Source organism: Lysinibacillus sphaericus (assembly GCF_002982115.1).
GTDB lineage: Bacteria > Bacillota > Bacilli > Bacillales_A > Planococcaceae > Lysinibacillus > Lysinibacillus sphaericus.
Genome location: NZ_CP019980.1, coordinates 2,303,647 through 2,326,343 on the forward strand (window position 1 = coordinate 2,303,647; position 22,697 = coordinate 2,326,343).

The 22,697-nt window shown below is 36.4% G+C and carries 22 protein-coding genes and 1 riboswitch; of the genes, 12 read left to right on the forward strand and 10 right to left on the reverse strand.

Going from position 1 to position 22,697, the window contains the following annotated elements:
• Nucleotides 1-348: 348 nt before the first annotated feature.
• The 9 genes from LS41612_RS11740 (at nucleotide 349) to LS41612_RS11780 (ending at nucleotide 12,901) form a co-directional block, all read left to right on the forward strand.
• On the forward strand, nucleotides 349-2,376 hold the full coding sequence (locus LS41612_RS11740; RefSeq protein WP_024361632.1) for a diguanylate cyclase domain-containing protein: 2,028 nt from the start codon (nucleotides 349-351) through the stop codon (nucleotides 2,374-2,376).
• Between the two features lie 98 nt (nucleotides 2,377-2,474).
• Complete coding sequence (locus tag LS41612_RS11745; protein WP_024361633.1) at nucleotides 2,475-3,152, forward strand: response regulator transcription factor; 678 nt, start codon at nucleotides 2,475-2,477, stop codon at nucleotides 3,150-3,152.
• Nucleotides 3,149-4,534 carry a sensor histidine kinase gene (locus tag LS41612_RS11750; protein WP_024361634.1) on the forward strand — a complete coding sequence of 462 codons (1,386 nt, stop codon included), beginning with the start codon at nucleotides 3,149-3,151 and terminating at the stop codon, nucleotides 4,532-4,534. Before LS41612_RS11745 ends, LS41612_RS11750 begins: the two co-directional genes overlap by 4 nt.
• A 232-nt stretch (nucleotides 4,535-4,766) precedes the next feature.
• On the forward strand, nucleotides 4,767-7,589 hold the full coding sequence (locus tag LS41612_RS11755; RefSeq protein ID WP_024361635.1) for a 2-oxoglutarate dehydrogenase E1 component: 2,823 nt from the start codon (nucleotides 4,767-4,769) through the stop codon (nucleotides 7,587-7,589).
• A 91-nt stretch (nucleotides 7,590-7,680) separates the two neighbouring features.
• Complete coding sequence (gene odhB / locus LS41612_RS11760; protein WP_024361636.1) at nucleotides 7,681-8,913, forward strand: 2-oxoglutarate dehydrogenase complex dihydrolipoyllysine-residue succinyltransferase; 1,233 nt, start codon at nucleotides 7,681-7,683, stop codon at nucleotides 8,911-8,913.
• 375 nt (nucleotides 8,914-9,288) lie between these two features.
• Nucleotides 9,289-9,474, forward strand: a riboswitch (Lysine riboswitch).
• A gap of 119 nt (nucleotides 9,475-9,593) precedes the next feature.
• Nucleotides 9,594-10,448, forward strand: coding sequence for a transporter substrate-binding domain-containing protein (locus tag LS41612_RS11765; protein ID WP_024361637.1), 855 nt, complete (start codon nucleotides 9,594-9,596; stop codon nucleotides 10,446-10,448).
• 284 nt (nucleotides 10,449-10,732) lie between these two features.
• Entirely contained in the window at nucleotides 10,733-11,458 is a 726-nt protein-coding gene (locus LS41612_RS11770; RefSeq protein WP_024361638.1) for an amino acid ABC transporter permease, read from the forward strand.
• Nucleotides 11,459-11,471: 13 nt separating this feature from the next.
• Nucleotides 11,472-12,203 carry an amino acid ABC transporter ATP-binding protein gene (locus tag LS41612_RS11775; protein WP_024361639.1) on the forward strand — a complete coding sequence of 244 codons (732 nt, stop codon included), beginning with the start codon at nucleotides 11,472-11,474 and terminating at the stop codon, nucleotides 12,201-12,203.
• Nucleotides 12,204-12,703: 500 nt separating this feature from the next.
• Nucleotides 12,704-12,901, forward strand: coding sequence for a DUF6501 family protein (locus LS41612_RS11780; protein ID WP_024361640.1), 198 nt, complete (start codon nucleotides 12,704-12,706; stop codon nucleotides 12,899-12,901).
• 64 nt (nucleotides 12,902-12,965) lie between these two features.
• Here LS41612_RS11780 and LS41612_RS11785 read toward each other — a convergent pair whose 3' ends face one another.
• From LS41612_RS11785 to LS41612_RS11800, 4 genes are all read right to left on the reverse strand, one after another.
• A complete protein-coding gene (locus LS41612_RS11785; protein WP_024361641.1) occupies nucleotides 12,966-14,036 on the reverse strand; it encodes a toxic anion resistance protein in 1,071 nt (356 codons plus the stop codon).
• Nucleotides 14,033-14,683 carry a 5-bromo-4-chloroindolyl phosphate hydrolysis family protein gene (locus LS41612_RS11790; RefSeq protein ID WP_024361642.1) on the reverse strand — a complete coding sequence of 217 codons (651 nt, stop codon included), beginning with the start codon at nucleotides 14,681-14,683 and terminating at the stop codon, nucleotides 14,033-14,035. Before LS41612_RS11790 ends, LS41612_RS11785 begins: the two co-directional genes overlap by 4 nt.
• Nucleotides 14,684-14,950: 267 nt before the next feature.
• On the reverse strand, nucleotides 14,951-15,232 hold the full coding sequence (locus tag LS41612_RS11795) for an acylphosphatase (protein WP_024361643.1): 282 nt from the start codon (nucleotides 15,230-15,232) through the stop codon (nucleotides 14,951-14,953).
• A gap of 41 nt (nucleotides 15,233-15,273) precedes the next feature.
• Nucleotides 15,274-17,001 (reverse strand): globin-coupled sensor protein, encoded by a 1,728-nt coding sequence (locus tag LS41612_RS11800; protein WP_024361644.1) that lies wholly within the window; start codon nucleotides 16,999-17,001, stop codon nucleotides 15,274-15,276.
• Nucleotides 17,002-17,132: 131 nt separating this feature from the next.
• On the opposite strand from LS41612_RS11800, the gene LS41612_RS11805 reads away from it, so the two are divergent.
• The 3 genes from LS41612_RS11805 to LS41612_RS11815 all read left to right on the forward strand — a co-directional run bounded on the left by LS41612_RS11805 (nucleotide 17,133) and on the right by LS41612_RS11815 (nucleotide 18,524).
• A complete protein-coding gene (locus LS41612_RS11805; protein WP_024361645.1) occupies nucleotides 17,133-17,414 on the forward strand; it encodes a DUF1033 family protein in 282 nt (93 codons plus the stop codon).
• A 222-nt stretch (nucleotides 17,415-17,636) separates the two neighbouring features.
• Entirely contained in the window at nucleotides 17,637-17,837 is a 201-nt protein-coding gene (locus tag LS41612_RS11810) for a cold-shock protein (protein WP_004230088.1), read from the forward strand.
• A gap of 207 nt (nucleotides 17,838-18,044) precedes the next feature.
• Complete coding sequence (locus LS41612_RS11815; protein ID WP_024361646.1) at nucleotides 18,045-18,524, forward strand: YkvA family protein; 480 nt, start codon at nucleotides 18,045-18,047, stop codon at nucleotides 18,522-18,524.
• Between the two features lie 103 nt (nucleotides 18,525-18,627).
• On the opposite strand, the gene LS41612_RS11820 is transcribed toward LS41612_RS11815, so the two are convergent.
• The 6 genes from LS41612_RS11820 to LS41612_RS11845 all read right to left on the reverse strand — a co-directional run bounded on the left by LS41612_RS11820 (nucleotide 18,628) and on the right by LS41612_RS11845 (nucleotide 22,664).
• Nucleotides 18,628-18,909, reverse strand: a complete 282-nt coding sequence (locus LS41612_RS11820; protein WP_024361647.1) for a hypothetical protein — start codon at nucleotides 18,907-18,909, stop codon at nucleotides 18,628-18,630.
• Nucleotides 18,910-18,919: 10 nt separating this feature from the next.
• On the reverse strand, nucleotides 18,920-19,309 hold the full coding sequence (locus LS41612_RS11825) for an SHOCT-like domain-containing protein (RefSeq protein WP_024361648.1): 390 nt from the start codon (nucleotides 19,307-19,309) through the stop codon (nucleotides 18,920-18,922).
• 13 nt (nucleotides 19,310-19,322) lie between these two features.
• Nucleotides 19,323-19,688, reverse strand: coding sequence for a DUF2089 domain-containing protein (locus LS41612_RS11830; RefSeq protein ID WP_024361649.1), 366 nt, complete (start codon nucleotides 19,686-19,688; stop codon nucleotides 19,323-19,325).
• 382 nt (nucleotides 19,689-20,070) lie between these two features.
• Nucleotides 20,071-20,895, reverse strand: coding sequence for a S1C family serine protease (locus LS41612_RS11835; protein WP_024361650.1), 825 nt, complete (start codon nucleotides 20,893-20,895; stop codon nucleotides 20,071-20,073).
• 57 nt (nucleotides 20,896-20,952) lie between these two features.
• A complete protein-coding gene (locus tag LS41612_RS11840; RefSeq protein WP_024361651.1) occupies nucleotides 20,953-21,609 on the reverse strand; it encodes a hypothetical protein in 657 nt (218 codons plus the stop codon).
• Between the two features lie 59 nt (nucleotides 21,610-21,668).
• Complete coding sequence (locus LS41612_RS11845) at nucleotides 21,669-22,664, reverse strand: S66 family peptidase (RefSeq protein WP_024361652.1); 996 nt, start codon at nucleotides 22,662-22,664, stop codon at nucleotides 21,669-21,671.
• Nucleotides 22,665-22,697 lie beyond the last annotated feature (33 nt).

Consider the following 22,697-nt stretch of genomic DNA (forward strand, 5'->3'; position numbering starts at 1 on the left):
GGTGCAATCATTTTGCTCTTTTAAACGAAAATTAAGTTTAATTGTCAGTTAATTCAGAAAAAAGGTGAAAGATATCATTTCCCTACTTTTGTTATATATGATTTAAAGTCTATTAAAGTTATATGTTTCATAAAATTGACGAAAAAAAGTATTTCCTTAGTATCGTTTTGCCTTGTGAAAAGTGAAATATTATCAAATTTTACTCGAAAAAGGATAGAATCTTTCGTAATTCAACAAAGTTAAATGATTGTAAATATGTTATAATACTAGTGTAATTTTTATTTTATAAATAAATACATTTATAACGAATTTATATATATATGTGACTTTATAATGGGGAGTGACATCATGGAATATCTTTTAAGCGAAAAACTATTCAATCAACTATTTATTGGAGAAGATTTCGTCTATTTAATGAAAAGAGTTGGAGACGATTATCAATATATTCGCTTAAATCAAGCTGCCCAAGCACTGTTATCCAATAACGCCATTGGAAAAATGCTATCTGCTGTTACTTCTAGTCGGAATTTTGTCATTATTCAAGAAAATTATCATCGAGCAATCGCTCAACATCAGCAGGTCGATTACGTCGATTATGCCTATGTTGAATCGGAAGTGCGAAAATATGAGACATCTGTCCGCCCGATTAAAGACGGAAATGAATACTATATTTTAGCTATTACAAAAGAAATCTTATATGACAGAAGTGTTGAAGATAAGTTTTTATTTATGCGGTCTATTTTTGACCACGCTTTTTTTTCAACCGTTATTTTATCTGCTGAAGGTACTATATTTGAAGTAAATACAAGCTTCATGGAAGATTTTGATTTGGATAACGATATGGTGAAACATCAGCCATTTATCGATTTGCCCATCATTCCAAAAGAGGAAATAGAAAAAATACAAGACTATTTGCAAAGAGCAGCAATGGGGGAAAATATTGCAGAGAAGCTTATTAAATTACATACGTTGGATCAACAGGAGCGCATGTATTTAGTATCAATGTCACCAGTAATGCAAGGAGACAATTCCTTTGCTATTTTCTTAATCATGCAAGATTTTACGCAATTCACAGAACAACAGGCCGCATTGCGTTCGACATCCCATGGCCTTGAAGTGTACAAGGCAGCTTTAAATTCTGCCACTTCCATTGCTATTTTAGATATCGAAGGAAAAATCGTGGAAGTAAATGATTTATTTTTAAATGCTTCGGGATTTACAGCCAGTGAATTGCTAGGCCATCCTTATGACCTTATTGAACCCCGTAATAATAAAAAAAGCGTGTTTCAAGCAATCAATGAAACCCTGGCATTAGGAGAGGTGTGGCGAGGTGAGCTGTGCTACCGCACTAAATATCATGCAGACTATTGGGTAGAGGCTGCTATTGTGCCCTTGAAAAATGAATTTGGCCAAGTGGAGCAATATTTATCCATTAACTATGATATTACGGACAAGAAAAGAATGTTAACGGAATTAAAAAATATTGAACGGACATTCCGATTAATTACTGAAAATACAAATGATTTAATTGTCATCTTAAATGAAGATGGTATCATTATTTATGCCTCACCGTCTTACAGAATGTATTTAGGTTACGCAATTGTTGAATTACAAGGCCAGTTTTACAGTGATATTATTGATGAGCAAAGTAAACCAGCGTGGCAAGCGTTTCTAAATGATTTTACAGAGAAGACTGATACACAATTTGAGCTATTGCTTCAAGGGAAAGATGGTACACCAGTTTGGACAGAAGGAAATGTAACGGTCGTTCATGATACAGAACGCGAAACAATCTCACAAATTATTATGGTTTCACGTGAAATTACCCATCGTAAAGAACGAGAAAATGATTTACTTTATCTTGCTTATCATGATAGTTTAACGCAGCTACCGAATCGAAGGTATCTAACAAAGGAATTTCCCAAAATACTGATGGACGCACATGCCAAAAACGCTTGTATTGCCATGTTATATATTGATGGAGATGACTTTAAAGATGTAAATGATCAATTCGGACATGATATGGGGGATGATTTTATCCGCAAATTTGGTAATGTGTTAATTACCTCTGTGCGTAGTCACGATCTTGTTATTCGAATGGGTGGGGACGAATTTATCATTATTTTAACAGGTTTAACGCGTAAACCTGAAGCAAGGCAAGGTCAAATGATGCATATCATTAACCGTATTCGCAATGAATTAAAAAAAGGTTGGACAATCGAAAATCATTTCTTTGCACCTACTGCCTCTATAGGAATTGCCTATTATCCAGACCATGCAACTACATTAGAGGAGCTATTGGATTTAGCAGACCAAGCATTATATAAAGCAAAGGAAAGTGGGAAAAACAATTTATTTATAACTGGCCCACTTTAAAATAAGTCTGTACAAACGAGTATTTACTTGTGGTACAGGCTTTTTAAATGATGTTATGCTAGAAAAGAAGTTATTAGATTGAAATAGAAGGTGATTAGATGCCTAAAAAAATACTATTGGTAGAAGATGAAAAACATATTGCTCGTTTTGTTGAACTGGAGTTACAGCATGAAAGCTATGATGTGACCGTAGCCTTTGATGGGCGGGAAGGTCTTGCACTTGCTACAACAGAAAACTATGATGTTCTATTATTAGATGTCATGCTGCCGGGGATTAATGGAATTGAGATTTGTCGCCGCGTTCGTACGCAGTCACAAGTACCCATTATTTTACTTACTGCGAGAGATGCAGTGATGGATCGAGTTGCAGGTTTAGACGCAGGAGCCGATGATTACATCGTGAAGCCTTTTGCCATTGAAGAATTACTGGCACGTATACGTACCATTTTACGCCGTGTGGAGCCTAATGAAAAAATGGTGGGTCATACATTACGTTTTCGAGATATTGAAATCGATATTGATGCATATGAGGTATTGGTGCAAGGGCAAAGACTTGATCTTACAAAAACCGAATATGATTTGTTGAAGTTATTAATAGAACATAAAAACCGCGTATGTACAAGAGAGCTTATATTAACTTCTGTCTGGGGGTATGATGCAGATATTGAGACAAATGTGGTGGATGTATACATCCGTCATCTAAGGACAAAACTACCTGGTGATTTAAATGCCTATATCGAAACCGTACGTGGGGTAGGATACGTGATGCGTGAATGAATAAAATAAAAGCCTATTTCAGCAATCTTTCTTTGCAAAGAAAGTGGATGTTGACATCGAGTGCGGTCATTTTTATTAGCTACGCTATAATTTGTATCGTCGTCTATGTTTCACTGCATACTTGGCTACTAAATGATGAAATTAGTAAAGTGAAACGAACTAGAGATGATGTCGCTTCATTTTTAGAATCACAAGGGCCCAATATATCTATCCAACAAATCCAGCAAAATACAGGATTATTAAAATCGATAGTTGATCGCGAGCAAACGGTTAGACTATATAATAATGATGGTATTGAAATTTTGCGAATTAATAATGCCTCCAAAGCTGCACCTCTTTCTCCCATGCAGAAAATTGTGCAAATGACCATTGATAAAAAAGAGGCATATGTCGTCAATGAGCCAATAAAGCTTGGTTTTTTTCAAGTATATATTCAAGTGATTCATCCGTTAACACGTTTTGAATCCTTAATGCGTTATTTGTTGACCGCCATGCTTATAGCAGGAGTCGGCGCATTGTTCCTTTCAGGTTCCATTGGGTATTATTTAGCGAATTATTTAACGAAGCCACTTCATGCATTGCGTGCATCAATGAAAACTGTAATGGACCAAGGTTTTAATGAACCAATACAGCTATCCTACTCATCACAAGATGAAATTGGTGACTTATTGAAAATGTACAATGCAATGATGAATGAGCTACAAATATCATTTGCTCAACAGCAGCAATTTGTTGCGGATGCTTCTCACGAACTGCGGACACCTATTCAAGCAATTGAAGGCCATCTCTCACTACTCAAGCGGTGGGGTAAGGATGATCCAGTGATTCTAGAAGAATCGATAGATACATCATTAACGGAAATTACTAGGATGCGAAAAATGATTGAAGAGTTGCTTGAACTCGCACGACGTGAAGAGAAAGATGACACCAGTGAAGCAAATCCGGTCGCGGTCATTGAAGGTGTCATAAGTGAAATGGCGAAATTGTACCCGAATGCAACTATTACGCTGTCGAAAAATGACGAAATAGGGGCTGTCTTTATAACACCGAATGCTCTTGCTCAAGTAATTCGCAATATAGTAGAAAATGCCATTCGTTATTGTGAAAAAGTTCCGGAAGTAAATATTTCCCTTTTTGTGAAGGGTGAAAAAGTAGAATTTCAAATAACAGATAATGGGATTGGAATAGCTGAAAAAAACCTTCCCTATATTTTTGATCGTTTTTACCGTGTAGATGAAGCAAGAAATCGTCAAATTGGCGGTACAGGCTTAGGGCTAAGTATTTCTAAAATGTTACTTGAAAAATATAATGCTTCAATAGAAGTCAAGAGTGAAGTAAATGTTGGAACCGTTTTCTTGTTGAAGATACCGCTAAAATATTAAGAAAAATACACGCTTTATTTAAGAATTTTAGCCTTCGAGAAAAAAATTGCTTAATTTGCTAAAAAGAGTTGTATTTTCTGTGAAGAGTAGTAAGATTGAGATGGAAAAAACGTTCTTTAAATTATGGATAAGTTGTGTCAAACATCCTTTTAATGAGCGGGAAAATATTATATAATTAATTGTAATTTAATTAATGGAACTGCCGATAGGCAAAATTTGGAGGTCATTTTTCATGTCGAACAACGTTACAACTGTAAGTTCTCCATGGTCAGCTTTCTCTGGTCCTAACTTAGGATATGTGATGGAGCAATACGACTTATTCTTACAGTCTCCTGAAGAAGTAGAACCGGAGTTAGTATCATTATTCCAACAATTTGGTGCACCAGTCGTAGTAGAAGGTGATGTAGCTGTAGTAAGTGGTTCAGCAGCTCCTGCTGGCGATTATAAAAAGGTATTGGCAGCTGTTAAATTAGCTGATGCAATTCGTTCACAAGGACATTTAGCAGCAGATATTTATCCTTTGAAAAATCGTGCACTTCAAACAGCGCAAATTGAAGAAAGTGCGTTCAACTTAAGTCCTGCGGATTTAGCAGAAATTCCTGCTGCTATCTTCTTCAAAGATGTGCCAGCGGGCGTGAAAAATGGTAAGGATGCAATTGATTATTTAAAATCTGTTTATACAGATAAAATAGCTTTTGAATATGGGCATGTTGTCGTAACTGAAGAACGTGATTGGATTCAAACTCAAATTGAATCTGGTTCTTTAAAACAAGCACTATCTTCAGATGAGAAAAAAGCGTTATTAGACCGTTTAACACGTGTTGAGAACTTTGAGAAATTTATTCACAAAACATTTGTTGGTCAAAAACGTTTCTCAGGTGAAGGTTTAGATACTCAAATCGTCCTTTTTGATGAAATTTTAAAAACAGTAGAAGCGAACAAAGTAGAAAATGTTCGTATTGGTATGGCACACCGTGGTCGTCTAAATGTGCTAACACATATTTTAAATAAGCCATATGACATGATGTTCTCTGACTTTGCACATGTTTCAAACGATTTATTTATGCCAGAGCACGGTCGACTTGAAATTACAAAAGGTTGGACTGGTGATGTGAAATACCACATGGGTGCTTCTTATACACGTGAATCAGGTATGAATGTCAAACTAGCGTATAACCCTTCACACTTAGAAGTTGGAAATCCGGTAGTATTAGGTTCTACTCGTGCAACACAAGATGAGACATCTAAGCCAGGGCAAGCTGTGCATAACCCAGCAAAAGGACTAGGTATCCTTGTGAATGGTGACGCTGCATTCCCAGGTCAAGGGATTGTAACAGAAGTGTTAAACTATTCTAAAACTGAAGGTTTCTCAACTGGTGGTACAATTCATATCATTGCGAACAATATGATTGGTTTCACTACGGAACTACAAGACTCACGTTCATCTGTTTATTCTTCTGACCCAGCAAAAGGTTACGAAGTACCAGTTGTACATGTCAATGCAGATAGCCCAGAAGCTGTAGCACAAGTAGGTCGTTTTGCTGCTAACTATCGCCAAAAATTCGGTAAAGATATTATTGTTGACTTAATTGGTTACCGTCGACATGGTCACAATGAAACAGATGACCCAACTGTAACAAATCCAGAAACATATAAACTTGTTGCAAAACATGATACAATTCGTACATTGTATGGTGCGCAATTAGTGTCTGAAGGCCTAGTTACTGCTGATGAAGTAGCAGCACTTGATGCAGCAATCTATGCTGAAATGCAAGTGGCTTACGATCATGTAAAAGAAATGGCAGCTAAAGATGAACATAAACAGATAGAGATGCCAGAAGAATTAAAAATTGAATTCCCACAAATTGATACAGCAGTAGGTGCTGAACGTTTACAAACAATAAACGAAGAACTTTTAGTGTTTGAACAAAACTTCGAGCCACAAAAGAAATTAGGTAAAATTTTAGAAAAACGTCGCGATGCATTTACTTCTGCTAAAATTGACTGGGGTCATGCTGAAACATTAGCATATGCAACAATTATTCAAGATGGCACACCTGTTCGTTTTACTGGTCAAGATGCGCAACGTGGTACATTCTCACAACGTCATTTAGTGTTACATGACAAAAATAACGGCAATGTATTTACACCACTTCACCATATCTCAGGTGCAAATGCTTCATTTACAGTTCACAACTCTCCATTAACTGAAGCTGGAGTTGTAGGCTTTGAATACGGTTACAATTTAGAAAAAGGCAATGTTTTATCTGTATGGGAAGCACAATTTGGTGACTTTGCAAACATGGCACAGGTGATGTTTGATAACTTCATTTCAGGTGCACGTTCTAAATGGGGTCAAAAATCAGGCTTTGTCATCCTTTTACCACATGGTTATGAAGGTCAAGGTCCTGAACATTCTTCAAGTCGTATGGAACGTTATTTACAAATGTCAGCAGAAAATAACTGGTTTGTTGCGAACTGCTCGAATGCAGGTAACTACTACCACTTATTACGCCGTCAAGCAGCAATGTTAGAAACAGAGGGTGTACGCCCATTAGTTGTTGTATCACCAAAATCTTTACTTCGTCATCCATTGGCAGCAGCAAGTGCTGAGCAATTAGCAGATGGTTCATTCCAAGAAGTAATTGAGCAACCAGGATTAGGTACAAAAACGGAATCTGTTGAGCGTATTGTATTAGGTACTGGTAAAGTAATGATCGATTTAGCAGACCGCGTGAAAGATGGAGAAGGCTTCGATCACTTACACATTGTGCGTGTAGAACAACTTTACCCATTCCCAACAGCGCAAGTAGCTGATATTATTGCTAAGTATCCAAATGTAAAAGAAATTGCATGGGTGCAAGAAGAACCTAAAAACCAAGGTGCTTGGAATTACGCATTAGAAACATTATATGAGCTATCTGAAGGTAAAAAGCTTCGTTATGTAGGTCGTCCTGCAATGAGCTCAACTTCAGAGGGCGATGCAGATTCTCATAAAGCAGCTCAGTCTGCTGTCATTGAAGAAGCAGTGGCTGAAACGGTTAAAGTTAAATAAACATATCAACATTACTGGAAGCTGGGCTACTTGCCTAAGGCGGTAGCCCTTTTATGTGCATTATGCACGTTAATCAAAGGAGGAAATGAAAGTGGCTGAAATTAAAGTCCCTGAATTAGCAGAATCGATTACAGAAGGTAGTATTGCACAGTGGGTTAAAAAAGTGGGCGACCGCGTGGAAAAAGGTGAATTTATCGTTGAACTTGAAACAGATAAAGTAAACGCTGAAATCATCTCTGAAGAAGCTGGCGTACTAACACAAATTTTAGCTGAAGAAGGCGATACTGTTCTTGTAGGTCAAGTAATCGCAGTTGTAGAAGCTGGCGAAGGTGCAGCACCAGCACCAGCTGCAGCACCAGTTGCAGCAGCTCCAACACCAGCAGCGCCACAAGCAGCAGCTCCAACACCAGCACCAGTTGTAGAAGAAACTTCAGGTGAGCGTGTCATTGCGTCTCCTGCAGCACGTAAACTTGCTCGTGAAAAAGGTATTGACCTTGCAGCTGTATCTCCAGTAGATCCACAAGGCCGTGTACGTGTTCAAGACGTTGCAGCTCATGGTACAGCACCAGTAGTAGCGCAACAAGCAGCGCCAGCAGCACCAAAAGCAGTAGTAGCTGTTGACGAATCTCGTGTTACAATTGAAAAAATGAGCCGTCGTCGTCAAACAATTGCTAAACGTCTATTAGAAGTGAAGCAATCAACTGCTATGCTTACAACATTCAATGAAGTAGATATGACAAACGTAATGGCATTACGTTCACGTAAAAAAGAACAATTCTTTGAGTCAACTGGCTCTAAGCTTGGTTTCATGTCATTCTTCACAAAAGCAGTAGTGGCTGCACTTAAAAAATACCCATATGTGAATGCTCAAATCGTTGGCGATGAAATTCACTTAAATAACTTCTTTGATATTGGTGTAGCTGTATCAACTGAAGAAGGTTTAGTAGTACCAGTTGTTCGCGATGCTGACCGTAAAAACTTTGCTGAAATTGAAGATTCAATTGCAGATTTAGCTAAAAAAGCTCGCGATAAAAAATTAGGTATCGCTGATCTTCAAGGCGGTTCATTCACGATTACAAATGGTGGTGTATTCGGTTCATTAATGTCAACACCTATTATGAACGGTACTCAAGCTGCTATTTTAGGTATGCACTCAATTAAAAAACGTCCAGTAGAAGTGAACGGTGAAGTAGAAATTCGTCCTATGATGTACTTAGCACTATCTTATGACCACCGCATTATCGATGGTAAAGATTCTGTAGGCTTCCTTAAAACAGTTAAAGAATTACTTGAAAATCCAGAAGATTTATTATTAAATTCTTAATACAGAAAAATATGTGTTCAAGCCCTGCAAATTTAACGGTTTGCAGGGCTTTTTGTTGTCCCTGTATAGGGAAGCTTCGGTTCTCAAGGAATAGACGAAATTTCGCCTTATACAATTGGTCTAAAGGCCTTTAAATGTAGAGAAATACTGAATCTTTTGTATTGTCGGTAGTATTGAACATGATAATATTTTATGGAAAAATATTAAATAATAATTACAACACTTCTACTTTCTTAGATGTAATTTATGGATTTTAGAAGGATAATAACCTAATTTTGTCATTAGTCAGAAAAATGATAAAACTATCTTGACGAATAGACTAGCTTTATAGTAATATCTAAATATCAATTAAATAAACAAACCTCACTGTTATCTATGTGAGGTAGAGGCGCGGTATTTATTAGTCCATTGCTGAGTTAAAGCAAGCGAAGACGTAATGGAGAAGGAAATATCGCCGAAGTATAAAAGGAGCTCGTACTTTTATGCTGGGTCTGCAGTGAATAAGTGCAGGACTGTCCTAGTAAATCTAATTCCAGTTTACTAGGTTGTGCTATCTCAGAATGATGGAAATTATAGTGAGGATTTGGGCAACTGTCAATAAAAGGTAAGACCTAAGTTCAAAACTTAGGTCTTTTTTTGTACAGTTGCTTTATTTTTTTTACAGAAAAGGGGAGTTTTAGATGAAAAGAAAATGGTTGCTATTTATGTTAACGGCAATGACAGCGATTTTGTTAGCAGCTTGTGATGCTGGAGACAAATCGGAAGACAAAGCATCAGGTGATGCGGCGAAAGAAGAAACAGGTGGAGAATTCCGCATAGGTATGGAAGCAGGTTATCCTCCATTTAACTGGACACAGCAAGATGATTCAAATGGTGCAGTAAAAATTGCTGATAATGCAGAATATGCAGGCGGCTATGATGTACAAATGGCGAAAAAGATTGCTGAAGGTTTAGGAAAAGAATTAGTTATTGTCAAAATGGAATGGGATGGTTTAGTTCCAGCACTACAATCCAAAAAAATTGATGCGATTGTAGCGGGGATGTCTCCAACTAAAGAACGCAAACAAACAATTGATTTTACAGAAAACTACTATACTTCTGATTTCGTCATGGTAATTAAAAAAGGTAGTAAATACGAAGATGCAAAATCTATTCAAGATTTCTCAGGTGCAAAAGTTACTTCACAGTTAAATACGTCTAACTACAATGTAATTGATCAAATTAAAGGCGTAGAAAAACAAACAGCAATGGAGAATTTCTCTGCAATGCGTGTCGCTTTAGAAGCAGGCAAAATTGATGGTTATGTAGCAGAGCGTCCAGAAGGTATTTCTGCTGCAGCAGCGAATGACAAATTTACATTTGTATCATTCGAAGAAGGCTTTGATACAGATATTTCAAATACTTCAATTGCAGTTGGTTTACGTAAAGGTGATGCAAGTCTAGATAAAATCAATGAAATCCTAAAAGGTATTTCAGAAGATGATCGCCAAAAAATTATGGAAGAAGCAATTCTTCAACAACCTGCAGCACAGTAATTTCGTTGAGGTTGCGCCAAAATGGAAAATAGTATACTGGAAGTATTTCTAGTATGCTATTTTTTGATATAAAAGTATGAATCCTTGGAAATAAAAAGGATTTTTATTAAGCGGTGCAGCCTCAATCATTTTCGTTTATATAGAAGGGTAGCACCTTCTGATAAATGCTCATGTCTATGGTGTGTATCACATAATTTGAATAAAGCAACATCATTCAAATGAAGAGATGATTTCGCTAAGGCATATTTGATATCAAGCAACAACGCGTTGTTAGGAGGAACATCATGAGTTTAGATTGGATCATTTCTATAATAGAAAACAACTGGCAAATGTTTTTACGAGGTGCGTATTATACATTACTTATTTCAATTATCAGTACAGTCATTGGTGCATTTATCGGATTTTTTATTGGGATTATGCATACCATTCCAGTACGTAAAAAGGGTATAAAATATTATGTATTAAAATGTGTTAATTTTATACTGACATGCTATGTAGAATTTTTCCGTGGTACACCAATGATTGTACAAGCAATGGTAGTATTTTACGGACTAGATATTGCTTTTGGGATTGATATGCACTTTATTACGGCAGGTATTTTAGTCGTTTCGCTTAATACAGGTGCTTATATGGCAGAAATTGTTCGTGGAGGGATTGTTTCCATTGATAAAGGACAGTACGAAGCTGCTTCTGCTATTGGGATGGGACATGTACAAATAATGATGTATGTCGTATTACCACAAGTTGCGCGTAATATTTTACCGGCGACAGGCAACCAATTAATTATGAATATTAAAGATACGGCTGTTTTAAGTGTGATTGGCGTAACGGAACTATTTTTCCAAACGAAATCAATATCAGGTAATAACTTCCGCTATTTCGAATCATTCTTTGTTGCATGTGTGCTGTACTTTATCATGACATTTACGGCATCAAGAATATTATTATACGTTGAAAAACGCCTTGATGGACCGGATGCTTATCAAAAAGAATTAAAGGAAATTGACTAAGGGGGACGAACAAATGGCAATCATTCAAATAGAGCATTTAAGTAAATCATTTGGACGTAACCAAGTGTTGAAAGATGTGAATTTTAAAGTAGAAAAAGGAGAGGTTGTATGCTTAATCGGTTCATCAGGTTCCGGTAAATCAACACTCTTACGTTGCATTAATTTACTTGAAACGCCAAATGGTGGCGAAATTATTTATAAAGGGGAAAATATTTTAAACGAAAAGCATAATATTAAAGCTTATCGTACCCATTTAGGAATGGTTTTCCAACAGTTTAATTTATTTAACAATCATAATGTGTTAAAAAATTGTACAGTAGGGCAAGTAAAGGTGCTCAAACGTTCAAAAGATGAAGCAGAGAAAACAGCCTTGAAATATCTGAAAATCGTCGGTATGGATCAATACGTCAATGCTAAGCCACGTCAACTTTCTGGTGGTCAAAAGCAACGTGTAGCGATTGCACGGGCATTATCGATGAATCCAGATGTAATGCTATTTGATGAACCAACATCTGCGCTAGACCCAGAAATGGTCGGGGAAGTCTTAAAAGTTATGCGAGAGTTGGCGGATTCAGGAAATACGATGTTAATCGTAACACATGAAATGGAGTTTGCGAAGGAAGTTGCAGATCGTGTTGTATTTATGGATAAAGGGGTAATTGTGGAAGAGGGACCACCATCGAAGGTGCTAGTAAACCCAGAACATGAACGTACAAAAGAGTTTTTAAAACGAACGCTGAAGTAAGTGTAGCGTTCGTTTATCTTCAGCATCAATGGATTTCAGTCCGTGCTGACACTTGATAATGCTTCAGTCACATCTGTAATAGGAAAGCACTCCGTATCGGAAATCTACATGTAAAATGTAATAGCACTAGGCAAGCCCCACCATGAAAAGTCGTGGTAGGGCTTACGAGTGCTAGGAAAGTATTTTTAAAGTAAAAACAAGTTTCTACAGTTTTAAGGGAGTTCCATAACAAATGGACTCATTTATTTTCTAGAATTCCATTCTGCATATAAAATAAAGCAAATGGCAAATGCAACAGCGATGATAAAAAACCATTGCGGAACACCACCAAAACTCATAACAACACCTCTAGTATCATTTTATTAGGGTAAATGTGTAAATAAAACGTCATTAAGTACAAAATATAGACTTCTATAGTTTTTTCTCCACAAAAGAGCTAAAATCGTATAAAATAAACAATAGACGTTAGCTAAGTGCTAGTAAAGAGAGGTAGAGAAATTATGTTACATTTAAAATGGAAAGATGCGCCAACACTTCGTAAGGTTACTTGCAAACATACGAATGCATCAAAATATTTAGTATCCAACGTATTAACAGTAGGAAAAGAGTATGAAGTGAAAAATGAAACAGAAGAGTTCATTTTCATTATTGACAACACGGGTAATATCGGTGGTTACTACAAAGAGTATTTCGCATAAAATGAGTAGGGGTGTCACAGAGAACTTCTGAGACACCCCTTTATATATTTAGCGACCCAGTATATTATTCCTTCGTTGTTTTTTTCATCCCAGCAACATCTAGTTGTAAATGTTGTCTATCCTGTTCTGTCGCAGTATGCAAAGCAAAAACATCTTGAATGGCCGTTTTAAGCTCCCGCTGTGTTTCTTTAAATTTCATTACTTGCTGTTCAAAAGTAGGACTAGTAAAGCGCTCGTTTGTTCGTGCCAGTCTTTCTTCCAATTGATTGTAATGATGATCCATATTCATGGATAACATCATAGCCAATTGATTTTTCCAAAGAGGAATGAGTGTCACAATTGAAAACTCTATTTTCTCAGCAAGCGTTTGATTAGCTTGTTGAATCATGCGTATTTGAGGGGCAGTTTGTAATGCAACCTGCTGGGACACTTGTAAATCATAAATACGTTGGTCGAGTCTTTCCAGTTGTGCTGTGAAATCATTGAGCTGTTGAATAGCTAGCGGTTGTTTAGTTGTTTGTACAATATCCACTTTTGTAGGTAACTCTACTTCAATGGCTTGCTGTTTTTTCATCAGTCCAGCTGCAATGGCAGTTGCAAGCTCTTCAAAAAATCCTCTATTGTGTGCATATAGCTGTTCTAACATTTCTACGTCTTTTAACAGTTGTAGTTGAGCACGTTCGAGTTGAACACCAATTCGTTCGACTTGAATACTAATGCGTTCAAATTCCGTTAATGTTTGTTTGACGCTAGGACTCGTTTTACCGAACATTTTTTTAAAGAAGGAAGGTTTTTTTGGCTCTAGTGCCGCAGGGTCTACACGGTCTAATGTTTGCATTAAGGAATCTAGCATTTGACCAATTTTTGTGACATCTTTATCCTTCACTTGGGCAAGCATACGATCTGCAAATTGAGAGACTGCACGTTGAGAGTCTTGACCTAATGATAATACGGATTCAAAACTACTTAGGTCAATTTGACTTGCATATAAAAGTGCACGACTTTGGGCAAGAGGTGACAATGTCTCATAGGTCTCCATCGCTTCTTGGTTTGACGATGCTAAATAGCTTTGTACAAGAGGTGAGATTCCTTGCAATGAATCTAAATGGACGAAAGCATCTCTGTTAGCTGTCATTTTTCCTCGCCTCGCCATTCCAATTGTTCTTTCCGTTTTAAATTGGAACGGTTTGCGAATTCAATTTCCATTTGAAGATGATCGATATCATTAGAGAGTGCATCCTTTAAATCAATTTGAAACGTGGAATTTAAATCCGCTAATGTTTCACGCGTTTTTGATAATGTAATTTGGATTTCTTTATCTTTGACAGGCTGTTTTGACAACATAGTATACTTTTCAGTCAATTCAACAGCAGAAGGAAGATGCGCATAGAAAAATGGCTCCACATTGTAAAACTTTCTTGGATCAGTTTTGACAATTTTGATAATGTTTTTTGAAATACGTGTCATTTCGAGTAATTGCTTAAAGGCTGACACGGAACGTACTCGTAAATAGTTTTGGCTTAATGTTTGAATATGTTTGTTAGCTGTCGATAGCTGTAAATCAATATGTTTATACTCATCCTTTGTAATTCCTGCTATGTGCATAACTTTTCTTTTTTGATTTAGTTTTAGCAATGTTGTGCTCGTTGCATAGGTGCCAGCGAACAAACAACCACCAAGGAAGAATCCTGGATTTGCCGCAAACGCTGTAATAGAAACAGTTGATAGAGAAATTAAAAGGCTAGCGGTATGTCTTGAGAAAAACTGTCCGATACTGAGCATCGTTTCTTCCTCCTTGCTTTTCAATATGTCTATCTTTTAATACGTTAAAATCGACATAAAGTTTCAATAATTATCTTAAGACTTACATAAATTTTACTGCTAATTGCTAAGTTTCTCAATAAATACACTTGTCTAATGAGTAGAATTCACATTTTGCTAGGCGTGTATTCTTTATAGTATGTTCGTTTTATAGAAGACCATTAGCAAAAGTCCGTCACTTACTGTTTTTTCTTGTGTAAAATGACAAGTAGAAAAAAGAAGTCAGACTTAAACAATGTCCGACTCCATACGTACATAACCTTTTAAATCGTCGAAAAGTTCTAAAGCAAAAGAATTTGAATCTGCTTGTAGGCTAACACCCTTTTGAACAAATAGTAGAAATTCATCAATTGCTTTTTTTGAACCTTCTACCTCTACTTCTATTTGCTCTTGAGCATTCAACTTGCAATACCCTTTCAAGCCTAATTCTATCGCTTTTTGTTTGATAAAAAAGCGATATCCTGTTCCATAAACATCTCCGAAAAATTTAATCAGCGCTCTCTTGTTCACGCTAAAACCTCCCAAAAGTAGAGGAGGGTAGTCCCTCCACCTTACTGCATAACACGTTCTTTTTCCAAGTACGCAATTAAATTATTAATATAGAATAGAACACGCTTCGAGGCCTCGTCTACCTCTTGTAAATGGCCATCAGCCTTTTGAATATTGCCTTCTTGATATGCTTCTGCAGCTAACTTAGCCGATTTATGCACTTGTAGGTGATATTCGTCTAATTCACGATAATCTTGTAAATGACCAAAACGTTCCACTGTCCGAGGAGCAGTATACCATTTACCGAGTCGGCATTCAGTATGTGAAGACACGTCACTTGGTTGCACTTTTTCTAAACCAAGGAACATATTATAAATACGCCATTTCCATAAAATATGGTCTGCTTTTGAAAGTTGTAATAAAGCAATGGAAGATAACTGGACATTATTATTTGCGATAATATCATTACGGAAACGATTAATTTCTTGCCCGAGTAAGTGTATATCGCTGGATGTATTATAACTATAATCACGAATATCATCTTGATGGCCTGAAATTTCAATCATTCGTGCTGATACTTCGTCTATGGCAGCAGCTTGCTCCTGCGAAATGGCAGCTGTATTGGTCACATCGAGATTAATCCCTTCAATTGCAGCAACAATAGCATTTAGCAGTGGTAATGATTGTTTTGCCTCAATTGTAGCTTCCTTAATAATCGTTGTTGTTTCCGTTATGGAATGTGATACATCATTGGAGTAACTTTTCAGATGGTGAACATTTGTTGATACTTCACTAAGAGCGGAAACCGTTCCTTCTGCTAATTTACGGACTTCTTGCGCTACTACAGCAAATCCTTTGCCATGTTCACCAGCACGAGCAGCTTCAATTGAGGCATTCAGTGCAAGTAAGTTTGTTTGATCGGCAATTTGGTTTATTAATGTCACAACGTGTTCGATATCATTGACACGTTTTTGTAACTCAGTAAACGAATCAACGATGTTAGTAAACGTTTCTTCCGTTTTAAAAATTTCTGATAAAGCATGCTCAATGGCATTCTTACCTTTGACAGCATGATCAACTGATTCCGTTGTTTTTTCAGAAATATGCGAGGACATCCGAGCAACTTCATTGATTGATGCGGCAATTTCCTCTGTTGCAGCAGTAGAAGATTGTATTTCTTCATTTTGTTTATCTAAACTAAATACTAAATCTTTCATGTACATAATTTTTGCATTTACATCCATAAGTGATGAAATTTCAGCGACAACGTTCTCAATTATACGCTCTGTTAATACTTCCACAAGCAATTCCTGGTCAACATTGACAGCTGATTGGAAAGATTTCATATACTCAAAAGCTTTGTATGGTTTTAAACCAAAGTTATGTAAAATGTAAGTCGTAATATAAAAGGCAAATAGGTTAAATACTACAATTAACTTACCAGGTTCATATTGGTTTTTTCGAAACAGATTGAAAAACTTTACCGTTTCATCCACATATTCATCATCACGAGTGGCCAAGAAAAATTGTGTTAAATAGCGACTAATATTTTCTTCACTAATCGTTTGTTGAGAGGAGGGAGAGATTTCATTTAAATAATTTTTAAATATTGCATTCATAGAAGGCGTAATATCCTTCAATTTATAAAAGAGAGCTTTTAAATTTTCTTCATCTTGTTTATTAAAATGATTAAATGCCAATGTCTTGTTGAAACGGCCTGTTGCACTTAAGTTGGTCCCTCGCTTTAGCAATTGTTCTAGCTCGGCCTTAGGTCGAATACTTGAAAACATAAAAAAAATACCTCCCAAATTAAATAATGAATAATAAGGTAATAATAGCATATTGCAGGGTGTTTTAATAGACATTTCAGAAGTGTTTGCTAAAATTAGAATATCTTATAACAGCAAGGAATGTGGCAAATATGTATACAATACTTTACATGAAAGCTGACTATGAGCCTTGGTGGAAATTTGAAGGCTGGGAAGCTTTTATTCAAACGCAAGAAACGTTTGATACAAAAGAGCAATTTGAGCAGGCATTACAACGGAAATTAGCGCATTTCCGATCAGTATATGAACATGAAGCGACTAAAGAGGGTGGTTTTTGGGCTTTTTGGTCTGAAGATGAAAGTTTTTACTGTGAAGCTTGTGATGATGATGCGCAAGTATACCATGGCATAATGGCTTTTGAAGGACATTGTTAAATAAATTTTCAAATTAATTAAAAAAACAATTTTCTTTATTTGACAAAATTATGAATGATGGTATACTTAACTTAACAATTTAATTGCTTCACCGGAAACATGGATTCACATATTACAAAAAGTGATCGCGTTAGTTCGGTACTCTTTGTAATATGTGAATTTTTTTAATTCGTTGAAGAAATTACATATTGTTCACTTTTATTTTTTTGGAGGTTTTTTTAAATGAAACAAGGTACAGTAAAATGGTTTAACTCAGAAAAAGGTTTTGGATTCATCGAAGTTGAAGGCGAAAACGACGTATTCGTACACTTCTCAGCTATCCAAGGCGAAGGTTTCAAAACACTTGACGAAGGTCAAAAAGTGGAATTCGAAGTTGTAGATGGCAACCGCGGACCACAAGCTGCTAACGTAACTAAACTTTAATTCTCGGTAATTAAAATTACTTTCGTTAAAAAAAGGCACCCTATTTTTATAGGGTGCTTTTTTTGTATACTTTTGCGCTAGTTCGACAATAGTAAGGGCAGGTATTTTGCTATGGACTCGTTTTCAATAGCTCATTTTTAATTATTAATAGGATTATTTTTTCGTTTTGGGGTAAAAGGAAATTAAAGTAGAAGGAGGCAGCTCAACATGGATAACAACGGAAACAAACAGAATAAGCAGGAACATCATGATTATTATCAAACATTGCGGAAGAAACTTGTACAATTTTTCACTTCAAAAACAGGGAAGAATCATCGATATGCTGATTATTTATTATTTGTACCTGATATATTTCATTTACTAATTAAAATCGTGACAGATCCTGCAATTGACTCTAAAAGTAAAACATTAATTGGGGCAACCATTACGTATTTTATTTTCCCAATGGATGTTTTACCAGAAGGTATATTTGGTTTTGGCGGTTTTCTGGATGACTTGATGTTAGCCACGTATGTTCTTAATATGACGATTAATAAATTGGGCCCTGAAGTGATTGAAAAACATTGGACTGGTGATGAGAAATTGCTTGGACTTTTACAAAAACTAACAGAAACAAGCGAGGAACTTTTAAGTAAAATGCCTGCAAAATCAATTGTTACAAACTATCTGCACAAAAACAAAAAATAATTGTATTATGTTAACTTAAATTGTTCCGAATTAAAATCCCCCATTCTTTTAGAAAGGGGGGATTGTTCGCTTTGTTCACTGTACCTTCTCCACGTACTGCAAACTATAATTTAACCTTCACTTCAGTACCATCATTTGCTTTGACATCCACTAGTACGATTCCTTTATAATTTTTCAGCTCCCGAACAATAGGTTTGAGCACTTCTCTATCTATTGGTGGAAAAGTAAAGTCTATTTTTTTTCTTTCGAAGTGATCTTTTGTCCATTTGTTTGCCATTAGCTGGATAAACTTTGAAGTTAAAATGGAAATAGCGATATTGACAAATGCATATGGAATAGGAATGGTGAAGCGCACACCTTTTGCTTTTACTTTGACATACATCATAAGCGTTTCACTATTCAATAATAACTGAAACGGTATCCCCGTCTGCAGATTTAATATCAACAATTTGGCCATCTAATTCGTTTTCGATTGCTTCTAAGATAAGGTTGATATCTATATCTTTAACATATTTTTCTGATTGCGGTATGCTTGCAGCAATGCTGTGACCTGCCATTAATATTACTTTTACAAGTTTTATAGGCAAATTAACTGTAACATTATCATTTTCGGCAGAAATCACACGAATTTTTAATGTTTTATCTAAATAGGTAGTTGGTTTTTCTAACGATATATTTCCCGTTTCTTCTTTATCCTTTAATGCTTGAATTAGTTCAGATCCTTTGTCTGCATCAATTTTTCCTTCTTGAATCATGGTTAACACTCTTGAAATTTCTTCTTTCATCATTGATTCCTCCTTATTCTTCTTTTAAAAGTTTAATGGCTTCTTCAGCTGTGATTTCGCCATTTTCCAACATAGTGACAACTTTTTTTTCGTCGATTTCATTTTTCTTTTTTGGCTCATATCCAAGGGATGAAATAATGTCTGTTAACTTGCCTCTTACCGTTGGATAGGAAATACCCAATTCTTTTTCAACTTCTTTAATATTCCCTCTGCATGTCAAAAATACTTCCACAAAATGCAGCTGATCCTTTGATAAGGAAGCCAGCTTTGATAATTCAAATTCATTTTCAATCGTAGTGTGACAATGAGAGCATTTTAGCCTGGTTATTTTTAATGTTTTACTACAGACCGGACAATTTGTAATTACTTTATAAGCCATAGTGTGACATCCTTTCTATTTGTTGATTAAATTATATAATAAAAAATCAATAAAATAAACATTAAAATTAAATAAATTAATTTTATTAATAAAAAACTTTAATAATTTAATCATTGATATTAAATTGTAGTTTGATTTTCGATTTATAAGAGCAATAGGAGGAGTGACGTATCACTAAATATGAGTGGTTTTTGAAATTGGAATATATTCTTGAAAGAAGGGGAGTACAATTATGTCTAACTGAAAGTATATCGTGTAGTGAAGCGAATATAATCATGATGAAATGTCAGGAAAGATGTAAAAGGAGAAGCCCCGCCGCTATCTATTGAAGATAGATGGGGGGCTTTTATTAATCATAGAAGTACATCAGTTGCTAAGTTAATTACGATGCATTAATAGTTTGCTCGATTTGTTCTTGTAAAACATGTACAGGTATAAACAATCCTACTCGTCCATAAGGCTCCTTTTTTATGGTGGCGAACACAATACCAATAACATCACCGTCTGTATTAAGAACAGGGCTCCCACTATTGCCTTTGTATACAGGTGCTTGCATCATCATAACGGGCACTTGCCAATCATCAAGATAAATTTCTTTTAGTAATGTTCCTTTATTTGCAATACCTGTGAAAGCTAGTGGATTACCAATGAAATAAACTGCCTCATCTTCTTGATAACTAGGGCGATTGGCAAGCGTTAACGACGGTAGGTTGGTACCAGTAACTTGCAAAAGAGCTAAATCGACTTCAGGAAAACTTTGTACTAATTGTGCTTCCATAAGCCCTTGTTCTGGAAAGACAACAGACAATGTAAGCGCATTTTCCACCACATGGGCATTTGTTACTATTAAGCCATCTGGAGAAATGACAAAGCCTGTCCCTTTACTAGAGCCAGTAGAGACTTCAACAATCGCTTTTTTATACGTTTGAATATCTTCTTGCTTTGATAATTGGCTAGAGACCTTGAGAAATTCAATAGCTGGTATCGAGTAAATTTGGAAAATCAGCGCAAATGTATTCATAAATAAGACGAACGCCATGCACCATATCATCCATTTAATAATAGGCTTCTGCTTCTTCGGCTTGCTTCCTTGCAGGCGTCTTTCCCGTTCTTCAGCTAAAGCCTTTTGTTGCTCTGCCAGAACAAGTTCAATCAATTCCTCTTCTGTTAACTCTTCTTCAGTAGTGTGCTTATGTATATCGCTCATGTAAGCTACCTCCTTACTTAAAGAAAAAGGCGCCAGAGAGACGCCGATGTAGACAATTTATTCGATTTTTTGAAGCGTTGAAGTGACCGTAAAAACTTCTTCCTTATTTGTTTTCATTTCGTCTTTAGTATGGATCAGCCCCACACCTTTGGCAAAGTATTTTGTCGTCGTCATGTTGTCCTTTGTTTTCCTAAGCTCAATTACATTGTGGAAAGTGGCGAAGCTCGTTGTGATAGCGGCAGTAGTTGATAGAATGACCCAACCATCAAAGCGATGCCCAACTTGCAGCGGTTGTTGTAAAATCGTTTCCATAACCGGAAAGGTTGCTATTTCTTGAGCTGTTGGCACTGTAGGAGCTTCTTCGACCGCTTCCATATAAACAAGTTCTATTGCGGTATTTGTAATACGATAAACTTTTAATAAAATGACACCGCCATTATTTTCGATTTGTGCAATTGACGTTTTATCGATATAGCTTGTCTGAAGTGTGTAACTAGCAAATTCGTTGCCTTCACCTTGAAAATAAGCTGTTGATCCATCTGGAGGGAAATAGTCAGTTATCAGTCCTGCATCTAGCTGTTTTGTATTTTGCTCATCTGTTTGGGTCTTGTTATGATTCGTTGCAAGGCTAGCTTGTTCCTGACGCTCAGTTTTTGGATTGTTTGTACAGCCAACAAGAATGAGTGCTAGACATAAGAATATGATTTGTCTCATATCCAACTCCTTTGCCATTTTTCTTTAAGTATACGTGAAGTGACGACTAGATACGAATATTAACAGAACCAACTCTCTAAAAATGTAATGCGTTTTTGCGTTGCATCCACTTTGACACGTAAACCAAGTGGCATTGCGTGCAATGGGTGTGTATGACAACAATCCACCTCCGCCAAGATTGGGATGGCTAACCCGTCCAGCTGTTCTAACAGAACATCGTATGGTTTTCGTCCTGTTCCTTCATCATCGTATTGCTCATGTTTACCTAAAATAATTGCGGAAATGTTGTTAAAGAAGCCATGTAATTTTAGCATGGCGAAGTTTTTCTCCACTACAGCAATCGTTTTAGATGTATCTTCTAACAGTAAAATATCGCCTTCTTTTATTTGTGGGAAAAAGGGGGTTCCTATAAAACCATACATTGTATTGATATTGCCACCAATTAAACGACCTTCCGCACTTCCTTGTTGTACGGTAATCCATGCATTATCATGTTGTGTTTTTTCTACAGTTTTTTCAAGCCAATTAATACGGTCGTCCGTCCAGATAGGGGGAGTGGGCATTTCATAAGGAATTGGCACGTCTTGCATAAACAACTCTTTAAAATATTGTTCTGTGTAGTTGACGAATGGTGGGAATTCACCGAATGTGGATGCAACAGAAGGACCGTAAAACACCGGAATGCCAGTCTTTGCATAGATGGCAAGTAGGATGGCTGTTACATCCGACAAGCCCACAAGTATTTTAGGCGTTTGTTGTAACGCTGCATAATCTATATAAGGCAACATACTATTTGCATTTGTGCCTCCCATCGTAGGTAATATCATTTTCACCGTAGGATCCCGTAGTAAATCATTGAGCTCTTGTGCACGCTCCTTTGGCGTACCAGAACGGTATGTATCACTTTTGCCAGTTAATAGACCTTCCTTGATGGTAAAGCCGAGTGCCTGTAATCTTGCCTTACCTCGTTCATAACGTGCTTTAGCAAGTACTGAAGCTGGTTTGGAGGGCGAATAAATACCAATAGTATCGCCTTGTTTTAATGGGGAGAACATAAAATACCTCTTTCCAATTATTTAAGTTGTAGC

Bases quoted from the DNA above. Each gene is read 5' to 3' on its own strand.
- LS41612_RS11750 (WP_024361634.1), top strand. From the start codon at position 3,149: ATGAATAAAATAAAAGCCTATTTCAGCAATCTTTCTTTGCAAAGAAAG.
- LS41612_RS11745 (WP_024361633.1), top strand. From the start codon at position 2,475: ATGCCTAAAAAAATACTATTGGTAGAAGATGAAAAACATATTGCTCGT.
- LS41612_RS11770 (WP_024361638.1), top strand. From the start codon at position 10,733: ATGAGTTTAGATTGGATCATTTCTATAATAGAAAACAACTGGCAAATG.
- LS41612_RS11825 (WP_024361648.1), bottom strand. From the start codon at position 19,309: ATGAAAGAAGAAATTTCAAGAGTGTTAACCATGATTCAAGAAGGAAAA.
- LS41612_RS11785 (WP_024361641.1), bottom strand. From the start codon at position 14,036: ATGACAGCTAACAGAGATGCTTTCGTCCATTTAGATTCATTGCAAGGA.
- LS41612_RS11790 (WP_024361642.1), bottom strand. From the start codon at position 14,683: ATGCTCAGTATCGGACAGTTTTTCTCAAGACATACCGCTAGCCTTTTA.
- LS41612_RS11740 (WP_024361632.1), top strand. From the start codon at position 349: ATGGAATATCTTTTAAGCGAAAAACTATTCAATCAACTATTTATTGGA.
- LS41612_RS11830 (WP_024361649.1), bottom strand. From the start codon at position 19,688: ATGGCTTATAAAGTAATTACAAATTGTCCGGTCTGTAGTAAAACATTA.
- LS41612_RS11765 (WP_024361637.1), top strand. From the start codon at position 9,594: ATGAAAAGAAAATGGTTGCTATTTATGTTAACGGCAATGACAGCGATT.
- LS41612_RS11815 (WP_024361646.1), top strand. From the start codon at position 18,045: ATGGATAACAACGGAAACAAACAGAATAAGCAGGAACATCATGATTAT.
- LS41612_RS11840 (WP_024361651.1), bottom strand. From the start codon at position 21,609: ATGAGACAAATCATATTCTTATGTCTAGCACTCATTCTTGTTGGCTGT.
- LS41612_RS11810 (WP_004230088.1), top strand. From the start codon at position 17,637: ATGAAACAAGGTACAGTAAAATGGTTTAACTCAGAAAAAGGTTTTGGA.
- LS41612_RS11845 (WP_024361652.1), bottom strand. From the start codon at position 22,664: ATGTTCTCCCCATTAAAACAAGGCGATACTATTGGTATTTATTCGCCC.
- LS41612_RS11775 (WP_024361639.1), top strand. From the start codon at position 11,472: ATGGCAATCATTCAAATAGAGCATTTAAGTAAATCATTTGGACGTAAC.
- LS41612_RS11835 (WP_024361650.1), bottom strand. From the start codon at position 20,895: ATGAGCGATATACATAAGCACACTACTGAAGAAGAGTTAACAGAAGAG.
- LS41612_RS11820 (WP_024361647.1), bottom strand. From the start codon at position 18,909: ATGATGTATGTCAAAGTAAAAGCAAAAGGTGTGCGCTTCACCATTCCT.
- LS41612_RS11755 (WP_024361635.1), top strand. From the start codon at position 4,767: ATGTCGAACAACGTTACAACTGTAAGTTCTCCATGGTCAGCTTTCTCT.
- LS41612_RS11800 (WP_024361644.1), bottom strand. From the start codon at position 17,001: ATGTTTTCAAGTATTCGACCTAAGGCCGAGCTAGAACAATTGCTAAAG.
- LS41612_RS11780 (WP_024361640.1), top strand. From the start codon at position 12,704: ATGTTACATTTAAAATGGAAAGATGCGCCAACACTTCGTAAGGTTACT.
- LS41612_RS11805 (WP_024361645.1), top strand. From the start codon at position 17,133: ATGTATACAATACTTTACATGAAAGCTGACTATGAGCCTTGGTGGAAA.